Below are 16,749 nucleotides of genomic sequence, written 5' to 3'. Positions count from 1 at the left end.
AGGCGTGACAGACCCTTGCGCCTGGTATGGCGCAAAGTTTCACTGTCAAAAAAATGTGTGGGAAAGTGTTTTTTTAGCTGGAAGGTGCCGGGTCTAGCATGGCCCGGATATGGTGGACATCGTCATTGCGGACATCCACATTTTTTGCGTTCAGCAAAACCATGATGACGGGCTTGCCGGCAACAACGGTACGCATGACCAGGCAACGGCCCGCCGCCTTGGAATAGCCGGTTTTAGACAGCGAGATGCCCCAGTCCTTGTTGCTGGTGAGGAGGTTGGTGCTTTGGTATTCCTGGGTTTTGCCAGCGATGGTCACCACACCTTCGCTACTGCTGGTCAGGCGACGTAATTCGGGGTAAGCAGCCGCCGCTTTGACGATGCGTGCCATGTCGGTTGCACTGGCGCGGTTTTTGGATGAGGTGCCGGTGGCTTCTTCCAGATGGGTTTGTTGCAGATTCAGGCTGGCGATCTTTTGTTGCAAGGCTGCGGCAAAGGCGACGTCGCCCCCAGGGTAAGTTCTGGACAGGGCCTTGGCGGCGATATTGCTGGATGGGATGAGTGCCAGTTCAAGCAGGTTTTGGCGTGACAGGGTCATGCCCTGCTTTAACTTCACCTGGCCACTTTGATACACGGCCATGTCTTCTTTGCTGATGGTGATGGCTTCATTTTTATCCAGCCCGGCATCCAGCGTGAGCATGGCTGTCATCAGTTTGGACAGGGATGCAATCGGTACCATGCTGTCCGCATTTTTTGACAGCAGGACTTTGCCGCTTTGTTCGTCCATGACCAGTACATGTTCTGACTGGGTCTGTACATAAGCGGTCCTTTGCTGGCTGGCAGCTTGGGTTGACGTAGCCATCTGTGTCACTGGCTGTTCACGGTCTATGCTCTGCGGTACGGCTTCTGCACTCGATATCAATTGCGTTTGCAGCAGCAATACCAGGGCCATGCCTATGCCCAAGACGGGTGCAGCCATCTTCCAGTGCCAGGGTTGGGCATCCGGGCGTATCAGGCGTTTGATGCGCGACAGCAGGTCACCACCGTGGGCTGCCATGGCAGGCTGAGGTTGAGCTGATATCTGCAACTTGTCCAGCCATTGCAGGGCGCGGGCCAGGGGGCGCGACTGGCCCACGGCGCTGATGGCCAGGTCGTCGGCAATCAGTTCTCTTTCGGCATCAATACGTTTGGACAGCCACCATACCGCTGGGTGATAGAACAGCATGGCCAGCACCAGGTTTTGCAACAAGTTGACGATGTAATCCCAGCGTTTGATATGGCCAAGTTCGTGCGCCAGCAGGGCTTCTATCATGTCGTAGGGCATGCCGCTCAGCAAAGAAGCTGGCATCAGTATCACTGGCCGAAAACAGCCATAGGTGATGGGGCTGACCAGTTGCTGCTGAAACTGCAACTGCACCCGGCGTGCGATTCCCAACTGCTGTGCCATCTGGCCGGTGCGGGCCTGCCACTGGCGGTATTGCAGCAACAGATCCTGCTGTGGTTGTGGCAGATGCCTGCCCAGGCGGTATACCCATAGCAAACCCAGACCCAGCCTTACCATCATCAGGGCGACACCGGTGCTCCAGATAACGACGATCAATGGCAGATAGCTTTCTATATGGGCAGCCAGTGCACTTTCGCGCACCCAGACAAGATCCAGCGGCAAGGCGCTATTGGCTGCCAGTTGCATGGCCGCTTCCAGGCTCATGGCTTGCGGTGACTGCCATTGCTGGAACACGCCCAGCGCTGGCCACAACAGGCACAGCAGCATGGCCGAGCAGGCAATCAGGTAACGCAGTTGCGGACGTGCATTACGGCAGATGGCCAGCAATATGGCGCTGACACTGGCGATCAATGCACCCTGCCAGACAAAATGCAGCAGCGGCCAGCCAAGCAGTTCAGCCAGGGTATGGGCGGTCATCATGATTTTTTCTCATCCTGAAGAATTTGTTCTATCTCGTCGCGTTCCTGCGCGCTGACGTGGCCACGCAAGGCGGCCAGTACCAGGGCCTTGCCAGAGCCGGCAAAGACTTTCTGTATCATGTCTTTGAGCAGATTGGTCTGTAACGAATCCTGCTCTTGCGACGGCGCATAGATATGTGAGCGCTGACTTTCATCACGCGTCAGGATGCCTTTGCCATGCATGATCTGTAAATGCCGCAGTACGGTGGCATAGGCCAGATCAGGGCGCTCGGCCTGCACCGCTTCATGCACCTGCTTGGCATTCAGGGGGCCTTGCTGCCACAAGACCTTGAGCAAATTCAGCTCGGATGCAGTGGGCTTGGGAATGGCAGATTTTTGACCGGAAAGTGACATGCTAAACATCCTGATTTGAGAATGTAAGCAGAATAAATGTTCTAGAAACTTTTGTCTAGAAATATTTTTCTATAATCACTTCTTTTTTTTACCCACCTTTAATCCCACCTTTAATCCCACCTTTAATCCCACCTTTAATCCCGCCTTTAATCCAACGTCAATCCGGCAATCAAAGCCGCCACTTCCCGTTTCAACTCAATCGCAAAATAATCATTGAACTGGACATTCATGCCGCGTATTTCCCGGTCGGTGATGCCCTGCGCCAGGCGGAATTCGCGCCCATGGGTACGTAACTGGTTTTCAAAGGCCTCGATATCGGCCAGATCACGGATGGGTTTGACGCTTACACCAGGTATGCTTGCCAGATGCGCCTGAACGCGGGCGCGGTGCAGGGTCAGCATTTCTGTCAGCGAAGTTGATTTAAAGACAGAAAACCCAAGTACATGCGGCCCACTGACGTAATAAGTGCCGCTACGGCTGTCAGTGGTCAGCATTAATGACCCGTCGCTGAAAACGCTGAAACAACGCTTCAGGCGTATCTTGCCTGCGGCTTCTGCCGTCAGTGCAAAATCAGCTTGGGCAGATACCCAGCATTGCCCCGGTGCTTCGCGTTTAAGCGCCGCCACATTGGAAAGATTTTGGAACCAGGATAAAAACTGCATGCCAGCCTTGTCCAGCTCCGTCGACAATTCATCAAACCAGGGACTGATCTCTTCGCTGAAGCTGGTTCTTTGCATGGCCTGTATGTCGATATGATCCCATTGGACCAGACTCATGCTGCTGCTGGCGATTTTGGTGGCAATGGATTGTAGTTTCAGCTTTTCTTCTTCATCGGGCGCGGCGGGGATATTGCTGCTGGCGGTTTGCCATTCTTGCAGGGAGGATTTGAGATTCGCCAGAGGCTCAGCCAGATTGTCTGCCGGCCCTTCCCTGCCTGGCTGAAAACCTGGTAAATCGTCCAGGCGCGCCATGGAACTTTCAATCTGGGCAAAGTGGGCCGCATACACGGCTTCACGGCCAGCTTCACAGGCGGCAGCGTCTTGCAAGACTTCATCCAGGCTGGCTTGCAAGTCTTCACGCTCATCTTCGCCTGCCAGTTGCAATGCATTTGCATAGGCGTCTGCTGCCAGTCGCAAGCTTGCCGCTGCCGCAGGATAATCGTCCAGTGCTTTTTGCAAACGCGCTTTTTGGGTCAGCAACAAAGGCTCGTTTTGCAGCGTATCCACATCATCAATCGCGGCAATGGCTTCAAACACGGTCAGGGCATGAAAGCGGCCAGCGATCATGTGTTCAAAATAACCCATGGGCGTTTTATCGGTGTGCTCTTCCACTTCTTCACACAGCGACACCAGAAAGCTCGCCTTTTCTTTTTTCAGCGCAGCATCATGCGGATGGGCGGCCAATGCCTGCAAAATCATGGTGTAGTGTCGCCATGGTGCCGCTATGCCGGTATCGCTCCACGCCGCCAATATCTTGCGGGCGCCGGATGCATCACCGGCGTGTCGGGTCATCAAATGCAAAAAGCCATCTACTGCCTGGTTTTCAAGTTGATCGACGTAGATATCTATTTCTGTTTGCAGTGCGGCGATGGCGCCGTCGTTCTCATCATCGTTCTCATCATCTTGCTCTTCATCCTGCAAGTCTGTGCCAACATCTTCTTCATCGGGTGACAGGGCCTGAATTCTGTCGGCGAACACGTCTTCTGCAATCCAGTATGCAGAGCGATGCTGGCGCGCCAGGATGGCAAGCTGGTTATCCACATCATCAGGCAGCAAGACCTGCAGGCTTTGGCGGTCTTTCAGCGCAGCAACATGGTCATAGGCTGCATCAAAAAGCGTAATACGCATGCGCAAAAATTCTGGCTCTTCGGGATGGGCGGCAATACTGCTTGCCAGCAAATCCATGGTTTCGTCAAAATCAGCTTCATCACGACAGGTTTTGTCGACCTGAATACGCATTTGCTCTACCGTCATCATCATGCCTGTCCCCGAATGGCTGTTCGAATAATAACTGTAACAGTGTTTGCTGCTGCTTTCCAGATGCGCGAACAAACCACCAGCGACTACAGGTGCATTGCTTCACTGCCTGGTGATTTTAAGGAAACTGAAGGCGGCGATTGCCTTGCTTATTGCACGCATACGGGTACAGGCAATCGCTTAGTGGGATCAGAAAATCAGCCGCCCTTAGATAGACGCATAGACGCATAGACGCATAAGCCTACTGTAAATAGGCTAGCCTTACTTGGGCAGCAATTTGCGGCGCTCGTACTCAAGCTGGTTGATATGCTTTTGTATCGCCACGTCCATGTCATGCGGCAGTTTCTGGAAACTGAGACCAACACGGTGCTTGCCGCTTGTGGTTCTGTCCAGTGAAGTGATGTGACGTACCACGCCTTCGCAATGGACGATATTTCTGGCACCCAGTACGATCAGCATTTTGGCGACGCGATCTTGCAGTTTCAGTTCTGGCGCACCGGTCAACTGCACGCTCAGGCCACCCACACTGAGATCATAAATAGGCCAGTTCGCGATCATCTGTCCCTTGTCGTCATACAGTTTGACCATCAGCGGGTCAATAATGGGAAGCTGGTTACGGAAATACTCGCGGCGCTGCATACGGACCACGCGTTTGGGAATCGGCACCCAGAATGCATCCTGGTCGCCCCAGGTGAAAGGCTGCGGATCAACACCAGAAAACTGTACGCGTATGCCATCCGGAAAAGCCAGAAAAACACAGGTCTTGGCCTGTTCCAGACGCTTGTTCGAACCTGCATCACCGCCGACGTCAAACACCAGACCATCCGATCTGGCAGACAGGATCATGGTGACGATAAATTGCTTGCCGTCATTAAAATAAACGGTCACGGGCTCACGACGGTGCGCAAGCTCGTTCAGGGCACCCAGGATTTCCCTTTGCCCAAGCAAGAAAAACTTGTCTTCTATTTCATCGTTGCTATAAGACGCCGACATCAATCTACCCTTTTTATTATCCGGCTAAAAAATAAACCGCCTCCGCTAGTGGGTCAATCAAAGAATAGCTGTAAAACGAGTAATGGCATTAATTTTTTACAAGAAGTTGCTTTTTGGTTTATACCAATTGACATAAACATAAATTTAAAGTCAAAACAGCAATGCCGGAATTAACTCATAATAGGGCACACTACAAGCACGTCATAAGCACGCCTTAAGCACGTCTTAAACACTAATTGGGTACTTCTTTCACCGAATCATCTGAATGAACATATTGACTATTTGTGGCAGCCTGCGTGCCGCCTCGCTGAATGCCATGCTGCTACACGCCATACGGCGGCTGGCACCGCCAGACATGCTGATCCAGGAATTTGCCGGCATGGCAGACTTGCCCTTGTTCAATCCCGACCTGGATGCATGCCCACCAGCCAGCGTGATTAACTTTAAACAACAGATTGCCAGCGCTGACGTGGTACTGATCGCCAGCCCGGAATACGCGCACGGCATCACAGGCGTGCTGAAGAATGCGCTGGACTGGACTGTCAGCAGTGATGTCTTTGTGAACAAGCCGGTGGTGGTATTGAATGCATCCCCGCGGGCAATACATGCCGATGCGGCATTAAGGGAAATACTGACGGTGATGTCGGCACAGATTATAGAAGCGGCATCGGTGACGGTAGCGGTGATAGGTGGTGGGCTGGATGAAGATGGCATCGTCGCACACCCAGCCATAGCGCTGCAGTTACAGGCAGCACTGGCTGCCATGGGAGATTATTATCGCTTGCAGCAGTTGGGGCAGCCAGCGTTGAGCTGATCAGGCGGCCAGGGCTTTTTCCAGCAGGCTGTGCAATTCGGCAAATGAGGGTTCGCCGACATAGCGTTTCAGGATATTGCCCTGCTTGTCGATGACATAGGTAGTGGGCGTCAATTTGACATCGCCAAATGACTGCGCCAGCTTGCCCTGTGTATCCAGTGCCACATGGAAAGGCAGTTTTCTGGTTTCGGTGTAGTTGAGAACGTAATCAGGCCGGTCGTAACTCATCGCCACGGCAACAAATTCCAGCCCTTGCTTATTGTATTTGTTGTAGGTCTCTATCATTTTTGGCATTTCTGCCACGCAAGTCGTGCATGAGGTCGCCCAGAAATTCACCATGACCACCTTGCCACGCAAGCTTTGTGCAGAAATTTGTTCACCCTTGAGATTGGTGAAACTGACATCCGGCATGGCCTGCTTGCTGCCCAGCGACTGATAAAACAGAAAGCCCAGAACCACCACTGCCACTATGGCGGTGACAGAAAACAGGGCAAATTTGCGAGGTGACGAAGGTGCGAGCATATGACTATATGACTTCCAGAGCTAAAAACGAACAGACCGCCTCATTATAAACCTTATGCCCAAAGGGGGTTTGCAGCAGCGCTTTAAATCGCTGCTGCTTACGCCCTGTTAAACAAAAGCGGCCATTACCAGAGTTTGGCTACCGGAATCACTATTCCCGCAAACAGGGTCCGGTCCGGGGATGCACTGGTCAGCCCTTTGATCATACCGGCATCCAGCGTCATGCGTTTGTTGGGGCTGTATGTCAGCGCGACCAATACCTGCCCCTGATTTTTGGTACCGGCCTGGCGCCAGCCTGCCCATTCGGCAGTCATGTTCCACTTATCGGCCAATGCGGTAGAGAATGCGCTTGACAGACCATTTTGCCAGTGTGACGTACCGGCATCGGCGGCACCCAGGTGGGTTGCATTCAGGTTGACGTCAACATGGATCTGACCCAGGTCCTGACTGACGATGCCGTTGATGGTCCAGTCGGATTTACCTGACCCCAGTGGTTGCCCGGCAGTAGGGAATTTATTGCCGAACTCAAGCCCCAAAGCAGTCTCGTCACTGATGATGAAGGCACGTTTGATGATCAGTGAGGTATCGCCAAACCCCTGGTCGCGCTGGCCAGCACCGTCATCATTAATGACACGGGCAGAACCGCCCAGCAAGACGCCCCACTCTTTGGAAAAAGCCAGCTTGAACAGATAAGGCAGGCTCTGATTGCGTGCTGCATCGGTACGCGCAGAGGCGATACCCATTTCCAGTTCAAGCTGCCCTTCCAGCGGCAACTGGGCAGAATTGGATACGGAAGGACGGTAAGGGGTAATGGCATTGTCAACAGTTGCGGTATCGTCGGCATAGGCCGTTGTACAGGTAAAAGCCGCCTGCAAAATCAGTCCTGTCAGCAGCGCAAGAGAAAAGCGATTGTGTTTTTGCATGAGACATCCTTTCAAAATAAGGGTATGACCAGGCCGGTATGCAGCCAGCCCCGCGTTCTTGCCCTACGCTTAATCGATGGCTGGCACCGTGATGGGCTTGCCGGCAACATGGGTAGTCAGCACGATGGCGGTTGAGGTTGAGCCAAAAACATTGAGTTCATTGATGATGCGTTGCAAGTGTTCCACATCGCTAGCCAGCACCCGCATGACAGCGCCATCTTCACCTGTGACAGTATAACAGTCGATAATTTCCGGACAATTGGCAACATATTGGGCATACGGCCTGCCCTGCCGTGTGGAAAGCCGGATCATGGCAGTGATTTGATAGCCCAGCGCCTTGGGATTAATATCGGCACGGTAGGCACGGATGACTTGTGCAGCTTCCAGCCGTTTAATGCGCTCAGACACGGCAGGCTGGCTGAGATGAATCTGACGACCGATTTCGGCATGGGAAATACGCGCATCCTGTTGCAATAGTTGCAGGATTTTTTGATCAAACTGATCGATTTTTGAGTTCATAGGTATTTCATGCTCTTTTCGAATCAAATCCACGGAATGGGAAGAAAATCCTTATGGAATCCCATTCATACTGTGAGTTGCACTTGTTAAAGTAGAGCTTACACTAATCCTTATCAAGCCCCAGAAAACTGCCATGACAACTATCAGCGCCCATCAACTTGCCCGCATCGCGAATGAATTCCAGACACCTTGCTGGGCCTATGATGCCACAGTTATAAGAGCACAAATTGCCCGCCTGCGACAATTTGATGTGATTCGCTTTGCCCAAAAGGCATCCAGCAATATCCACCTGCTGCGCCTGATGCGTGAAGAAGGTGTGATGGTGGATTCGGTATCCCTGGGTGAAGTGGAACGTGCACTGGCAGCAGGCTATGCCAGCCAGGCCGCAGCGGGCGGCCATGCACCTATCGTGTTTACGGCCGATCTGCTGGACCGCGCCACCTTAAAGCGAGTGGTGGAATTGAATATTCCCGTGAATTGCGGTTCACCACAAATGCTGGAACAACTGGGCCAGGCACATCCGGGCCACGCCGTCTGGCTGCGCATCAACCCCGGCTTTGGTCATGGCCACAGCCGCAAGACCAATACCGGCGGCGAGCAAAGCAAGCACGGCATCTGGCATGAAGAATTGCAAAACGCGCTGGCCATCATTGACCAATACGGTTTGAAGCTGGTGGGCCTGCACATGCATATCGGCTCTGGCGTAGACTACGACCATTTGCAAAGTGTCTGTGATGCCATGATTGCACAGGTAAAAATCTGCCAGCGTGATTTGCAGGCGATTTCCATCGGTGGCGGTTTGTCCATCCCTTATCGTGGCGATGAGCCAGCCGTGGATACAGCGCATTATTTTGAAATCTGGGACAAGGCCAGAAAAGAAATCGAAACCCTGCTGGGTCACAAGATCAGCATGGAAATTGAACCTGGCCGTTTCCTGGTGGCGCAATCCGGTATCCTGATTTCTGAACTGCGGGCGCAAAAACAGGTAGGCAGCAATTTCTTTGCCCTGGTCGATGCCGGCTTCAATGACCTGGTGCGCCCTTCCATGTATGGCAGTTTTCATCGCATTACGACACATGCCCCAGATGGCACACCGCGCACCACGGCGCTGCGCCCGACCGTTGTGGCCGGACCGCTATGTGAATCTGGTGATGTCTTCACGCAAGAAGACGGTGGTGTGGTCACCACCCAGGATTTGCCAGTCAGTGAAATTGGTGATCTGTTTGTCTTCCACGACGCCGGTGCCTATGGGTCGAGCATGTCGTCGAATTACAATTCACGCCCTTTGATACCAGAGATACTGGTCGATGGCGAACAGATCAGACAGATACGCCGCCGCCAGACAGTGCAGGAACTGATTGCGCTGGAAAACAGCTAGGCAGCTTGTAAGTCTGTAGCAGGGCTAACGCAATTCGGCCAGCAAACCCATTCTTTTGGCTTTCAGGATGGCGGCATTGAGTTTGTCGATGATGCCGTCATCCTTGTCTGACCTGACAGCAAAATGGATGGTGTCTATCAGCAGCGGTTTCGGCAGTATGCTGAGTTGTACATTGTTCATGGGTGGCATGCCGCCGTCATGCGCATCACGCATTTTTTGCAGGCGCGCTTCCAGCTCACGCGGGTTTTTACTCAATGAACTGAAGACCCCGGCATCCATACGGCGAAACAGTAATTTGTAGACGCGTGAAATGGGTGAATTATTGTCTGGCTCAACAGTGAATAAATTGTCCTTGAGGGCATCAAAATCATCACCAAAACTGATACCACGCGGTATGCCTATTGTTTTGCCTTTCAGGTCAGCGACGGAATTGAATTTGAACGTGGCATCATTTCTGGTGACCAGGAAAATGTATTTGGAATGCACGGGTAAGGAAAAATGGAATAGTCGTTCTCTTTCCCTGGTTTTGCTGACGCCAAATAATACGCCTTCACCACTTTCTGCGGCGATCAGGGCGCGTGGCCAGGAATAGCGCACATGCTGTATTTTGATACCCTGATCACGCTCGATAAATTCAAAGAATTTAGTCAGCCTCGGCATGGGAACAGGCTGACCGCGACTGTCTATCGGGTCGGTGGTCAGCATCACCATCTCTTTGACTGCGTCCCCGGCCAGTGCATGTTGCAATGATATGCCCACCAGGCACAGCATCAGCAGGCAGCGTAGCGGCAAGTATTTCAGACTATTCACAGCCATGTCAGTCTCACCCTCATTGAGCTCACCATTACCGTTGATACGGCAACTCTCTGGCGTCACTGAAGCCAGCACGCGCAGGCACGGTGTCAGTTGTCGAGTCGCCGGAAGAAGAAAAACAGATAATCAAGCAAAGACGCGCCTGAACTTGCCATCAGGGCAACGATCCATTTCCGGATAGTAACTTTAATAACAATGCGTGGCAAGCCTGATAACAACAAGGCAGAAAGCAGAAAAGAAAGCAAAGCAAAAAATGACGCGTAGAAGCGTCATTTTGAATTTCATTCTTGCAAGACTGAAGCCAGTTCAGCCTTTGACTGGTGCACCAGCCGCATCAATAAGGGTTTTGATATGGGCCCACTGATCAGGCTTGATCGCACCTTTGAAAGATTCGATGACCTTGCCGTCACGCCCGATCAGGAAAGCCGTCGGGGTGGCAAAGACTTTACCGAAATTGTCTTTATAGTTGGGCGCATTGCGCCACAGCGAAGGGAAGTTCTGGTTGGATTTGGTCATCCAGGTCGATAGCTTTGAATAATCATCGATATCGGACATGGCATCATCAATACTGACGGTCACCAGTTCAAAGCCAGCCTTTTTATTGGCTTCATAGAACTTGCGAAAAGTCGGCATTTCAGCACGGCAAGTCGGGCACCAGGTAGCCCAGAATGTCACCAGCACTACGTCACCTTTGCCCGTATTGAGCTTGAATGGCTTGCCGTTGAGCATGGTGCCAGTCAGCATGGGTTTGGCAGGAAATTCGTCCTTGGTGGCGGCCTGGCTGGCAGGGCTGATAAAGGGCAAGGCGATCAATAAACCAGCGGCAAGGAATTTAGCGAGCTTGAACATATTGTTACTCCATGTTGTATCGTCATTGGCATGGCGGAAAAACCGCCGTATCGCCATTGGTCGGCGCGATGCAAGATTCCTTACACAATTTTTTGGATACTGCTTTTATTTCATCATAGTGCAAATTGAAAAAGATCAAGGCCGCCTGGTTCAGATCGCTATTTCGGGGAAAGCTGCAGACCTGGTAGCAGGAATTGGCGGATTATCGAGCGCACGATAGGTAAAGACCAGCGCAAACTTGGTCGCCGCGGTTTGATTTTTGCCAGCGGCATGGAATAAATTGCTATGGAAAAGCAATACGTCACCCTGCTGCAGGGGGACAGGCTGTGCACGGGCCAGCAAATCATGGTTTTGCGGCAAATCTGTCAGCAAAAATTGTTTGGCATCCAGCTGGCGGGCATCAATATCCAGCTTGTGCGAGCCAGGGATAACCAGCAGGCAACCGTTGTCCAGGGTTTCATTGCGCAGGGCCAGCCAGGCAGATACCAGTTCTGCCCGCTGGAAGTTCCAGTAACGGCTGTCACGGTGCCAGCCGGTCGCCGTTGAATACTGTGGCTGCTTGGTCATGATGCAGTTATGGTGGGCTTGTGACATCAGCGCGCCTGGACCCAGCAATTGTAATAATGGCTCGCTCAGGGCCTGTCCACTCGCCCATTGCCGGATACGTGGATCGCGCGCATATGCCTGCAACAGGCGCCTGGCGGTGCCGCCGCCTTCGGCGTCACGCGATGCCGGTGCGCCGGGGTAACGGGTATCGGCCTCGTACTCTATAGGTTGCACATCAGTTACCAGTTGCTGTTCAGCAAGTGCAATGATGTCTTCACACAGGCTGGTGGTTGCCTGTTGTTGTAAAACCAGAAACCCCTGGGTATCAAATTCTTGTTGTTGCGCGGAGCTTAACATGGTCATTCAGTCATATCTGTGAGCAAAAAACGTGATGCATGTCTGATTTTAAGGGATTTATCCCATACTGAAACAGAACAGATGCATGGTAATTAAGCGCATTTGTGATTATGCAATCCCAATCAATACCCGGGATTAGGTCATAATGTAGGCCAAATTTAACACTACCGTCGATTACTCAACATGACACATACCGTACTGGAAAACATCAACGTCAGTTCTTTCGAGAACATGCCGACCCCGGAAGAATTGCATGCCCGCCTGCCACTCAGCGATCTGGCTGGCGATGTGGTTGAACAAAGCCGCGAAAGCCTGCGCCATATTCTCGAACGCAAGGACAAACGCCTGTTTGTCGTGGTTGGCCCCTGCTCCATCCATGATCCGGTTGCCGGCCTGGATTATGCGCGTCGTCTGAAAGCCCTGCAGGAAGAAGTCAAGGATGTGATGCTGCTGGTGATGCGTGTGTATTTTGAAAAGCCGCGTACCACCACAGGCTGGAAAGGTTATATCAATGACCCGTATATGGATGATTCTTTCCGCGTGGATGAGGGCATGGAAAAAGCCCGCCAGTTTTTGCTGGATGTCTGTGAACTCGGTCTGCCGACCGGTACCGAAGCGCTGGACCCGATTTCACCACAATACCTGGGTGACCTGATCGCCTGGACCGCCATCGGTGCCCGCACCACAGAATCACAGACGCATCGTGAAATGTCGTCTGGCCTGTCGACACCGGTGGGCTTTAAAAACGGAACGGACGGTGATATCAGCATCGCCATCAATGCGATTCTGTCGGCGTCGCATCCGCATTCCTTCCTGGGCCTGAATGGCCAGGGTCGGGTATCCATCGTGCGCACCAGTGGCAATCAATATGGCCACGTGGTCTTGCGCGGCGGCGGTGACCGCCCGAATTACGATACCGTGTCTGTCGCCATGGCCCAGCAGGCACTGGTCAAGGCCAAGCTGCCACCGAATATCGTGGTCGATTGCTCGCACGCCAACAGCTACAAAAAACCGGAACTGCAACCCCTGGTCATGGCCGATGTCATCAACCAGATCGCCAACGGCAATAAGGACATCGTCGGCGTCATGATTGAATCCAACATCGTCGCCGGCAACCAGCCTATCCCGACAGATTTGACACAACTCACCTATGGCTGCTCAGTCACCGACGCCTGCGTGGATTGGGAAACGACAGAGAAGATGTTGCGGGATGCGGCGGCGAGATTGCGTCAGCAATAATCTGGCATAGCCCAAACTAAAACAGGCGCAACATGTCGTGTGCGCCTGTTTCGATATTCAAAGTCAGCAAATCCAGAAAAACTTACAGCGCACGCAGGCTGCGCATGCATTCGCCATAAGCTGCCTGTATCTCAGCCTGCCGCAGATGCTTGCCATCCTGCACCACCTGCTGTCCACCGACATACACGTCCCGCACCAGATTGTCATTGCCTGCAAAAATCCAGGTATTGAGTACATCCGTACTATTGATGCCTGCCAGATTCGGATGTGCATCATCCAGTACAACGATGTCGGCGCGATAGCCGACCTTCAGTTGGCCCAGCTTGCGGCCACTGGCTTGCGCGCCGCCCTGCAAGGCGGCCTGATACAAAAAATCACCGACCTTGCGTTGTGCTTGTGTGCCAGCGATATTACGGCCTTGCAGACGCAGGCGCTGGCCATATTCGAGCCAGCGCAATTCTTCTACCGGACTTTGTGATACATGGCTGTCACTGCCGATACCAAAGCGGCCACCGGCGGCGATGTAATCTGGTAAATCAAAAAAACCATCGCCAAGATTGCCTTCTGTGGTTGTGCAAATGCCTGCCACTGCGCCACTGGCAGCGATGCCCTGCACTTCGGCCTTGTTGAGGTGAGTGGCATGTACCAGGCACCAGCGTTGATTGACCAGGCCACTATCGAGCAAGAGTTCTACCGGGCGTTTGCCTGAATAAGCGATGCAGGCATCGACTTCTTTTTGTTGTTCGGCGATATGGATATGGATGGGACGTTCAACAGGAAGCGCCGCCACCAGTTCACGTATCTGGCTGATGCTGGCGGCACGCAGGGAATGCGGGGCAACGCCGACTTCGACCTGGGCATTGCGCTTGCATTCCAGCGCAGCGATCAATTGCAGGATCTCTTCCGCATTGGTAGAAAAACGGCGCTGATCATGACGCAAAGCCTGCTCACCAAAATCGGCGTAGCTGTACAAGACGGGCAGCATGCTGATACCCATGCCGGTCTGTTCTGCGGCGGCAATCACGCGTTCTGCCATCTCTGCCGGGCGTACGTAAAAACTGCCTTCCTGGTTAAGGTGCAGGTAATGGAATTCACAGACTGCCGTATAGCCATGACGCAGGCATTCTGCATACAGTTGCGCAGCAATGGCCTGGATCTGTTCCGGCGTGATATGCAGCGCATAGCGATACATGAGATCACGCCAGGTCCAGAAACTGTCTTTGCCTTCCCCTGCCATTTCTGTCATGCCTGCCATGGCACGCTGGAAGGCATGAGAATGCAGATTGCTCATGCCGGGCAGCACCCACTGCGCTTGCTGCTCATATTCATGCCCATGTGCCTGCAAGCTGGCATCGTGCTCGATCTGGCTCAGCTCGCCATGTTCATTCCAGTGCAAGCGGACATTGCTGGCCCAGCCTTGTGGCAACAGGGCATGATGCGCATACAGACTGTTCATGCTGTGCCGTCTTTGTGTTGCGTTGCGTTCCAGTCCAGGCAGGCCTGCAGCAACTGCTTCAGCAAGGGCTGCACCTGTGCCGCCAGGTCTGGTCTGTAAGCATAAGGAGCGGCTTCATTCATGTAGATGCACTGGCTCATTTCCAGTTGCACGGCATGGATGTGACGGACTGGCTGGCCGTAATTACGGGTAATGAAACCACCTTTGAAACGGCCATTGAATATATGGGAATAGGCTTTTGCATCCACCGAATCTTGCAGGCAATTGGCGATGGCCGTTTGCAGGCCGGGGTCGCAGGATTGTTGATCGGCAGTACCAAAGTTGAGGTCAGGTAATTTGCCTTCAAAAAAACGCGGTACCAGCGAAGCGATGGAATGGGCATCCCACAATACGACACTGCCATGCAGATTCAACAGTCGTTGCAGTTCTTGCTGCAACTGCTGGTGATATGGTTGCCAGTAGGCGCCGATGCGGCGTTGCACTTCCGCTTCTGCCGGCAGGTTTTGGGGTGCGTATAAAGGCTGTTTGGCAAAGGTATCGACCGGGCACAAGCCTGTCGTATCCTGCCCTGGGTACAGGTTGGCATTGTCGGAAGAACGATTGAGGTCGATCACATAGCGCGAATATTCAGCGGCGATGGTGGATGCACCCAGCTCTGCCGCCATGCTGTAAAGCTGACGCAGATGCCAGTCGGTATCGGTTTTTTCATGCGCGACTGGCAGCATCTGTGCGGCGATATCGTCCGGTATGCTGGTACCCACATGAGGCATGGAAATCAGTAAGGGTACGCTACCCTGTTGAAAATGGTACGCGGTCATGATGTGTCCTGTTTTTTGTGTCCTGCTTACTGTTTTAAGGATACTGTAATTTGCGGCTGAGCCTATCGGCTGCCGCCAGAGTCATGTTGATCAGTTCTTGCTTGCGGTTTTGTATGCGCTGCACCGGCGCCATCAGAGACAGACTGGCTTCCAGCCTGTCCTTGCCGGAAAATACGGGAGCGCTGACGCCCCAGATACCAAGGTCGATTTCATTTTCGCTGGTGGCATAGCGCTGGCTGCGTATGGCTTGCAGTTGCGCCAGCAAATCTTCACGGCGTTGCTGGGCATGATCCGGATCTTCCAGAAAATTCTGCTCCAGCAAACTGTCCTGTACCGCCTGCGGCAAAAATGCCAGCAAGGCCTTGGCCGATGCGCCGCGCACTGTTGAACTGGCACGCCCTTTGGCGAAGGAGCAACGCAGTGCTTGCTGACTTTCCTGCATGTCCAGGCAAATGACCTGGCCATTCACATAAGCAAGCAAGCCCACACTTTCACCAGATTTATGCACCAGGTCTGTCATTTCTTCACGCGCGGCAGACATCAGCCACGAATGCTGATCAAATCCCCTTGCCAATTGCACTGCCAGGGGACCTGGCTCGTACAAGCCAGTCTGTGCATGTTCCTGCACCAGTCCCCATTTTTTCAAGGGGGCCAGTTGGCGATACAGGGTGCTTAAAGGCAGGCCGGTTTGCTCTACCAGCTCACGTGCCGACAGCGGCTGCCCCTGCCGCGCAACGCAAGCCAGCACCTGCAAGACGCGTTCGCTCTGAGGAGTGATGTCTTTAGATGGTTCTAACATTCGAGCCTGACATAGAAACGCAATATCAAACCTATTCTAGCGATCAAATGAGAAATATCAAGAATTCATTCTCACATCATGAGAATTGATTAAATATAGTTTTCGTTGCGATGGTCCTGACAGGAGGCATCAGTCATGACCACTAAAATAGTCTTTATTTGACCTTGCAAAATCCATGAATTCACCTTCAGGTGCTTCATCGCGATTCAGATACCGGCCACTCGGCGGTTCTAAATCAGGCTGTACAAACAGATAGCAAACCACAACGCCTATGACTGGAAATAACCAGATCAAGGCATATTGGCTATATTTTTGGACTGGCTCGAAAAACTCGCTCTTTGCGAGCAGGTAAGTCACATAGATATTCATCGCCAGCAGGATGATGGCGATGAATATGGCTGCAATGATGAGAATGTTCATATTCGCTGAACAGC

The 16,749-nt window shown here is 52.8% G+C and carries 17 protein-coding genes; 3 read left to right on the top strand and 14 right to left on the bottom strand.

Translation table 11 applies throughout. The features are described from left to right. Positions 1 to 73: 73 nt before the first annotated feature. From H8L32_RS23515 to H8L32_RS23500, 4 genes are all read right to left on the bottom strand, one after another. Positions 74 to 1,921, bottom strand: coding sequence for a M56 family metallopeptidase (locus tag H8L32_RS23515; protein ID WP_186950002.1), 1,848 nt, complete (start codon positions 1,919 to 1,921; stop codon positions 74 to 76). After that, positions 1,918 to 2,313, bottom strand: a complete 396-nt coding sequence (locus H8L32_RS23510; RefSeq protein ID WP_186950000.1) for a BlaI/MecI/CopY family transcriptional regulator — start codon at positions 2,311 to 2,313, stop codon at positions 1,918 to 1,920. The genes H8L32_RS23515 and H8L32_RS23510 overlap by 4 nt, the downstream gene beginning before the upstream one ends. A gap of 146 nt (positions 2,314 to 2,459) precedes the next feature. Further along, entirely contained in the window at positions 2,460 to 4,292 is a 1,833-nt protein-coding gene (locus H8L32_RS23505; protein WP_186949998.1) for a hypothetical protein, read from the bottom strand. A gap of 258 nt (positions 4,293 to 4,550) precedes the next feature. Continuing rightward, positions 4,551 to 5,282, bottom strand: a complete 732-nt coding sequence (locus H8L32_RS23500) for a flagellar brake protein (protein ID WP_186949996.1) — start codon at positions 5,280 to 5,282, stop codon at positions 4,551 to 4,553. 265 nt (positions 5,283 to 5,547) lie between these two features. Here H8L32_RS23500 and H8L32_RS23495 point away from each other — a divergent pair, with 265 nt between their 5' ends. Further along, complete coding sequence (locus H8L32_RS23495) at positions 5,548 to 6,096, top strand: NADPH-dependent FMN reductase (RefSeq protein ID WP_186949995.1); 549 nt, start codon at positions 5,548 to 5,550, stop codon at positions 6,094 to 6,096. On the opposite strand, the gene H8L32_RS23490 is transcribed toward H8L32_RS23495, so the two are convergent. The 3 genes from H8L32_RS23490 to H8L32_RS23480 all read right to left on the bottom strand — a co-directional run bounded on the left by H8L32_RS23490 (position 6,097) and on the right by H8L32_RS23480 (position 8,060). After that, positions 6,097 to 6,618 (bottom strand): TlpA family protein disulfide reductase, encoded by a 522-nt coding sequence (locus H8L32_RS23490; protein ID WP_186949993.1) that lies wholly within the window; start codon positions 6,616 to 6,618, stop codon positions 6,097 to 6,099. A gap of 125 nt (positions 6,619 to 6,743) precedes the next feature. Next, positions 6,744 to 7,541 carry a transporter family protein gene (locus H8L32_RS23485; protein WP_186949991.1) on the bottom strand — a complete coding sequence of 266 codons (798 nt, stop codon included), beginning with the start codon at positions 7,539 to 7,541 and terminating at the stop codon, positions 6,744 to 6,746. 69 nt (positions 7,542 to 7,610) lie between these two features. Further along, entirely contained in the window at positions 7,611 to 8,060 is a 450-nt protein-coding gene (locus H8L32_RS23480; protein WP_186949989.1) for an Lrp/AsnC family transcriptional regulator, read from the bottom strand. A 133-nt stretch (positions 8,061 to 8,193) separates the two neighbouring features. On the opposite strand from H8L32_RS23480, the gene lysA reads away from it, so the two are divergent. After that, entirely contained in the window at positions 8,194 to 9,438 is a 1,245-nt protein-coding gene (gene lysA, locus H8L32_RS23475; protein ID WP_186949988.1) for a diaminopimelate decarboxylase, read from the top strand. 24 nt (positions 9,439 to 9,462) lie between these two features. On the opposite strand, the gene H8L32_RS23470 is transcribed toward lysA, so the two are convergent. The 3 genes from H8L32_RS23470 to H8L32_RS23460 all read right to left on the bottom strand — a co-directional run bounded on the left by H8L32_RS23470 (position 9,463) and on the right by H8L32_RS23460 (position 12,003). After that, on the bottom strand, positions 9,463 to 10,254 hold the full coding sequence (locus H8L32_RS23470) for a substrate-binding periplasmic protein (protein WP_186949986.1): 792 nt from the start codon (positions 10,252 to 10,254) through the stop codon (positions 9,463 to 9,465). Positions 10,255 to 10,557: 303 nt separating this feature from the next. Further along, a complete protein-coding gene (locus H8L32_RS23465; RefSeq protein ID WP_186949984.1) occupies positions 10,558 to 11,100 on the bottom strand; it encodes a TlpA family protein disulfide reductase in 543 nt (180 codons plus the stop codon). A 150-nt stretch (positions 11,101 to 11,250) separates the two neighbouring features. Beyond that, positions 11,251 to 12,003 carry a phytanoyl-CoA dioxygenase family protein gene (locus H8L32_RS23460; RefSeq protein ID WP_186949982.1) on the bottom strand — a complete coding sequence of 251 codons (753 nt, stop codon included), beginning with the start codon at positions 12,001 to 12,003 and terminating at the stop codon, positions 11,251 to 11,253. 183 nt (positions 12,004 to 12,186) lie between these two features. On the opposite strand from H8L32_RS23460, the gene H8L32_RS23455 reads away from it, so the two are divergent. After that, the gene (locus H8L32_RS23455) at positions 12,187 to 13,242 is read left to right on the top strand and encodes a 3-deoxy-7-phosphoheptulonate synthase (protein WP_186949980.1); all 1,056 of its coding nucleotides are present in this window, start codon (positions 12,187 to 12,189) and stop codon (positions 13,240 to 13,242) included. A gap of 82 nt (positions 13,243 to 13,324) precedes the next feature. Here the strand turns inward: H8L32_RS23455 and H8L32_RS23450 are convergent, their stop codons facing one another. From H8L32_RS23450 to H8L32_RS23435, 4 genes are all read right to left on the bottom strand, one after another. Further along, on the bottom strand, positions 13,325 to 14,698 hold the full coding sequence (locus H8L32_RS23450) for a formimidoylglutamate deiminase (RefSeq protein WP_186949978.1): 1,374 nt from the start codon (positions 14,696 to 14,698) through the stop codon (positions 13,325 to 13,327). Continuing rightward, positions 14,695 to 15,516, bottom strand: coding sequence for an N-formylglutamate deformylase (hutG, locus tag H8L32_RS23445; protein ID WP_186949976.1), 822 nt, complete (start codon positions 15,514 to 15,516; stop codon positions 14,695 to 14,697). Before hutG ends, H8L32_RS23450 begins: the two co-directional genes overlap by 4 nt. Before the next feature lie 34 nt (positions 15,517 to 15,550). Continuing rightward, a complete protein-coding gene (locus tag H8L32_RS23440) occupies positions 15,551 to 16,315 on the bottom strand; it encodes an IclR family transcriptional regulator (RefSeq protein ID WP_186949974.1) in 765 nt (254 codons plus the stop codon). A 129-nt stretch (positions 16,316 to 16,444) separates the two neighbouring features. Beyond that, positions 16,445 to 16,735, bottom strand: a complete 291-nt coding sequence (locus H8L32_RS23435) for a hypothetical protein (protein WP_186949972.1) — start codon at positions 16,733 to 16,735, stop codon at positions 16,445 to 16,447. Positions 16,736 to 16,749 lie beyond the last annotated feature (14 nt).

Source organism: Undibacterium hunanense, assembly GCF_014284335.1.
Classification (GTDB): domain Bacteria; phylum Pseudomonadota; class Gammaproteobacteria; order Burkholderiales; family Burkholderiaceae_D; genus Undibacterium; species Undibacterium hunanense.
The sequence above is the reverse complement of the archived record's forward strand: the minus strand, read 5'-3'. Positions and strand labels throughout refer to the sequence as shown.

Excerpts from the sequence above, each read along its gene's own strand:
- H8L32_RS23515 (WP_186950002.1), bottom strand. The coding sequence starts at position 1,921 with ATGATGACCGCCCATACCCTGGCTGAACTGCTTGGCTGGCCGCTGCTG.
- H8L32_RS23510 (WP_186950000.1), bottom strand. The coding sequence starts at position 2,313 with ATGTCACTTTCCGGTCAAAAATCTGCCATTCCCAAGCCCACTGCATCC.
- H8L32_RS23505 (WP_186949998.1), bottom strand. The coding sequence starts at position 4,292 with ATGATGATGACGGTAGAGCAAATGCGTATTCAGGTCGACAAAACCTGT.
- H8L32_RS23500 (WP_186949996.1), bottom strand. The coding sequence starts at position 5,282 with ATGTCGGCGTCTTATAGCAACGATGAAATAGAAGACAAGTTTTTCTTG.
- H8L32_RS23495 (WP_186949995.1), top strand. The coding sequence starts at position 5,548 with ATGAACATATTGACTATTTGTGGCAGCCTGCGTGCCGCCTCGCTGAAT.
- H8L32_RS23490 (WP_186949993.1), bottom strand. The coding sequence starts at position 6,618 with ATGCTCGCACCTTCGTCACCTCGCAAATTTGCCCTGTTTTCTGTCACC.
- H8L32_RS23485 (WP_186949991.1), bottom strand. The coding sequence starts at position 7,541 with ATGCAAAAACACAATCGCTTTTCTCTTGCGCTGCTGACAGGACTGATT.
- H8L32_RS23480 (WP_186949989.1), bottom strand. The coding sequence starts at position 8,060 with ATGAACTCAAAAATCGATCAGTTTGATCAAAAAATCCTGCAACTATTG.
- lysA (WP_186949988.1), top strand. The coding sequence starts at position 8,194 with ATGACAACTATCAGCGCCCATCAACTTGCCCGCATCGCGAATGAATTC.
- H8L32_RS23470 (WP_186949986.1), bottom strand. The coding sequence starts at position 10,254 with ATGGCTGTGAATAGTCTGAAATACTTGCCGCTACGCTGCCTGCTGATG.
- H8L32_RS23465 (WP_186949984.1), bottom strand. The coding sequence starts at position 11,100 with ATGTTCAAGCTCGCTAAATTCCTTGCCGCTGGTTTATTGATCGCCTTG.
- H8L32_RS23460 (WP_186949982.1), bottom strand. The coding sequence starts at position 12,003 with ATGTTAAGCTCCGCGCAACAACAAGAATTTGATACCCAGGGGTTTCTG.
- H8L32_RS23455 (WP_186949980.1), top strand. The coding sequence starts at position 12,187 with ATGACACATACCGTACTGGAAAACATCAACGTCAGTTCTTTCGAGAAC.
- H8L32_RS23450 (WP_186949978.1), bottom strand. The coding sequence starts at position 14,698 with ATGAACAGTCTGTATGCGCATCATGCCCTGTTGCCACAAGGCTGGGCC.
- hutG (WP_186949976.1), bottom strand. The coding sequence starts at position 15,516 with ATGACCGCGTACCATTTTCAACAGGGTAGCGTACCCTTACTGATTTCC.
- H8L32_RS23440 (WP_186949974.1), bottom strand. The coding sequence starts at position 16,315 with ATGTTAGAACCATCTAAAGACATCACTCCTCAGAGCGAACGCGTCTTG.
- H8L32_RS23435 (WP_186949972.1), bottom strand. The coding sequence starts at position 16,735 with ATGAACATTCTCATCATTGCAGCCATATTCATCGCCATCATCCTGCTG.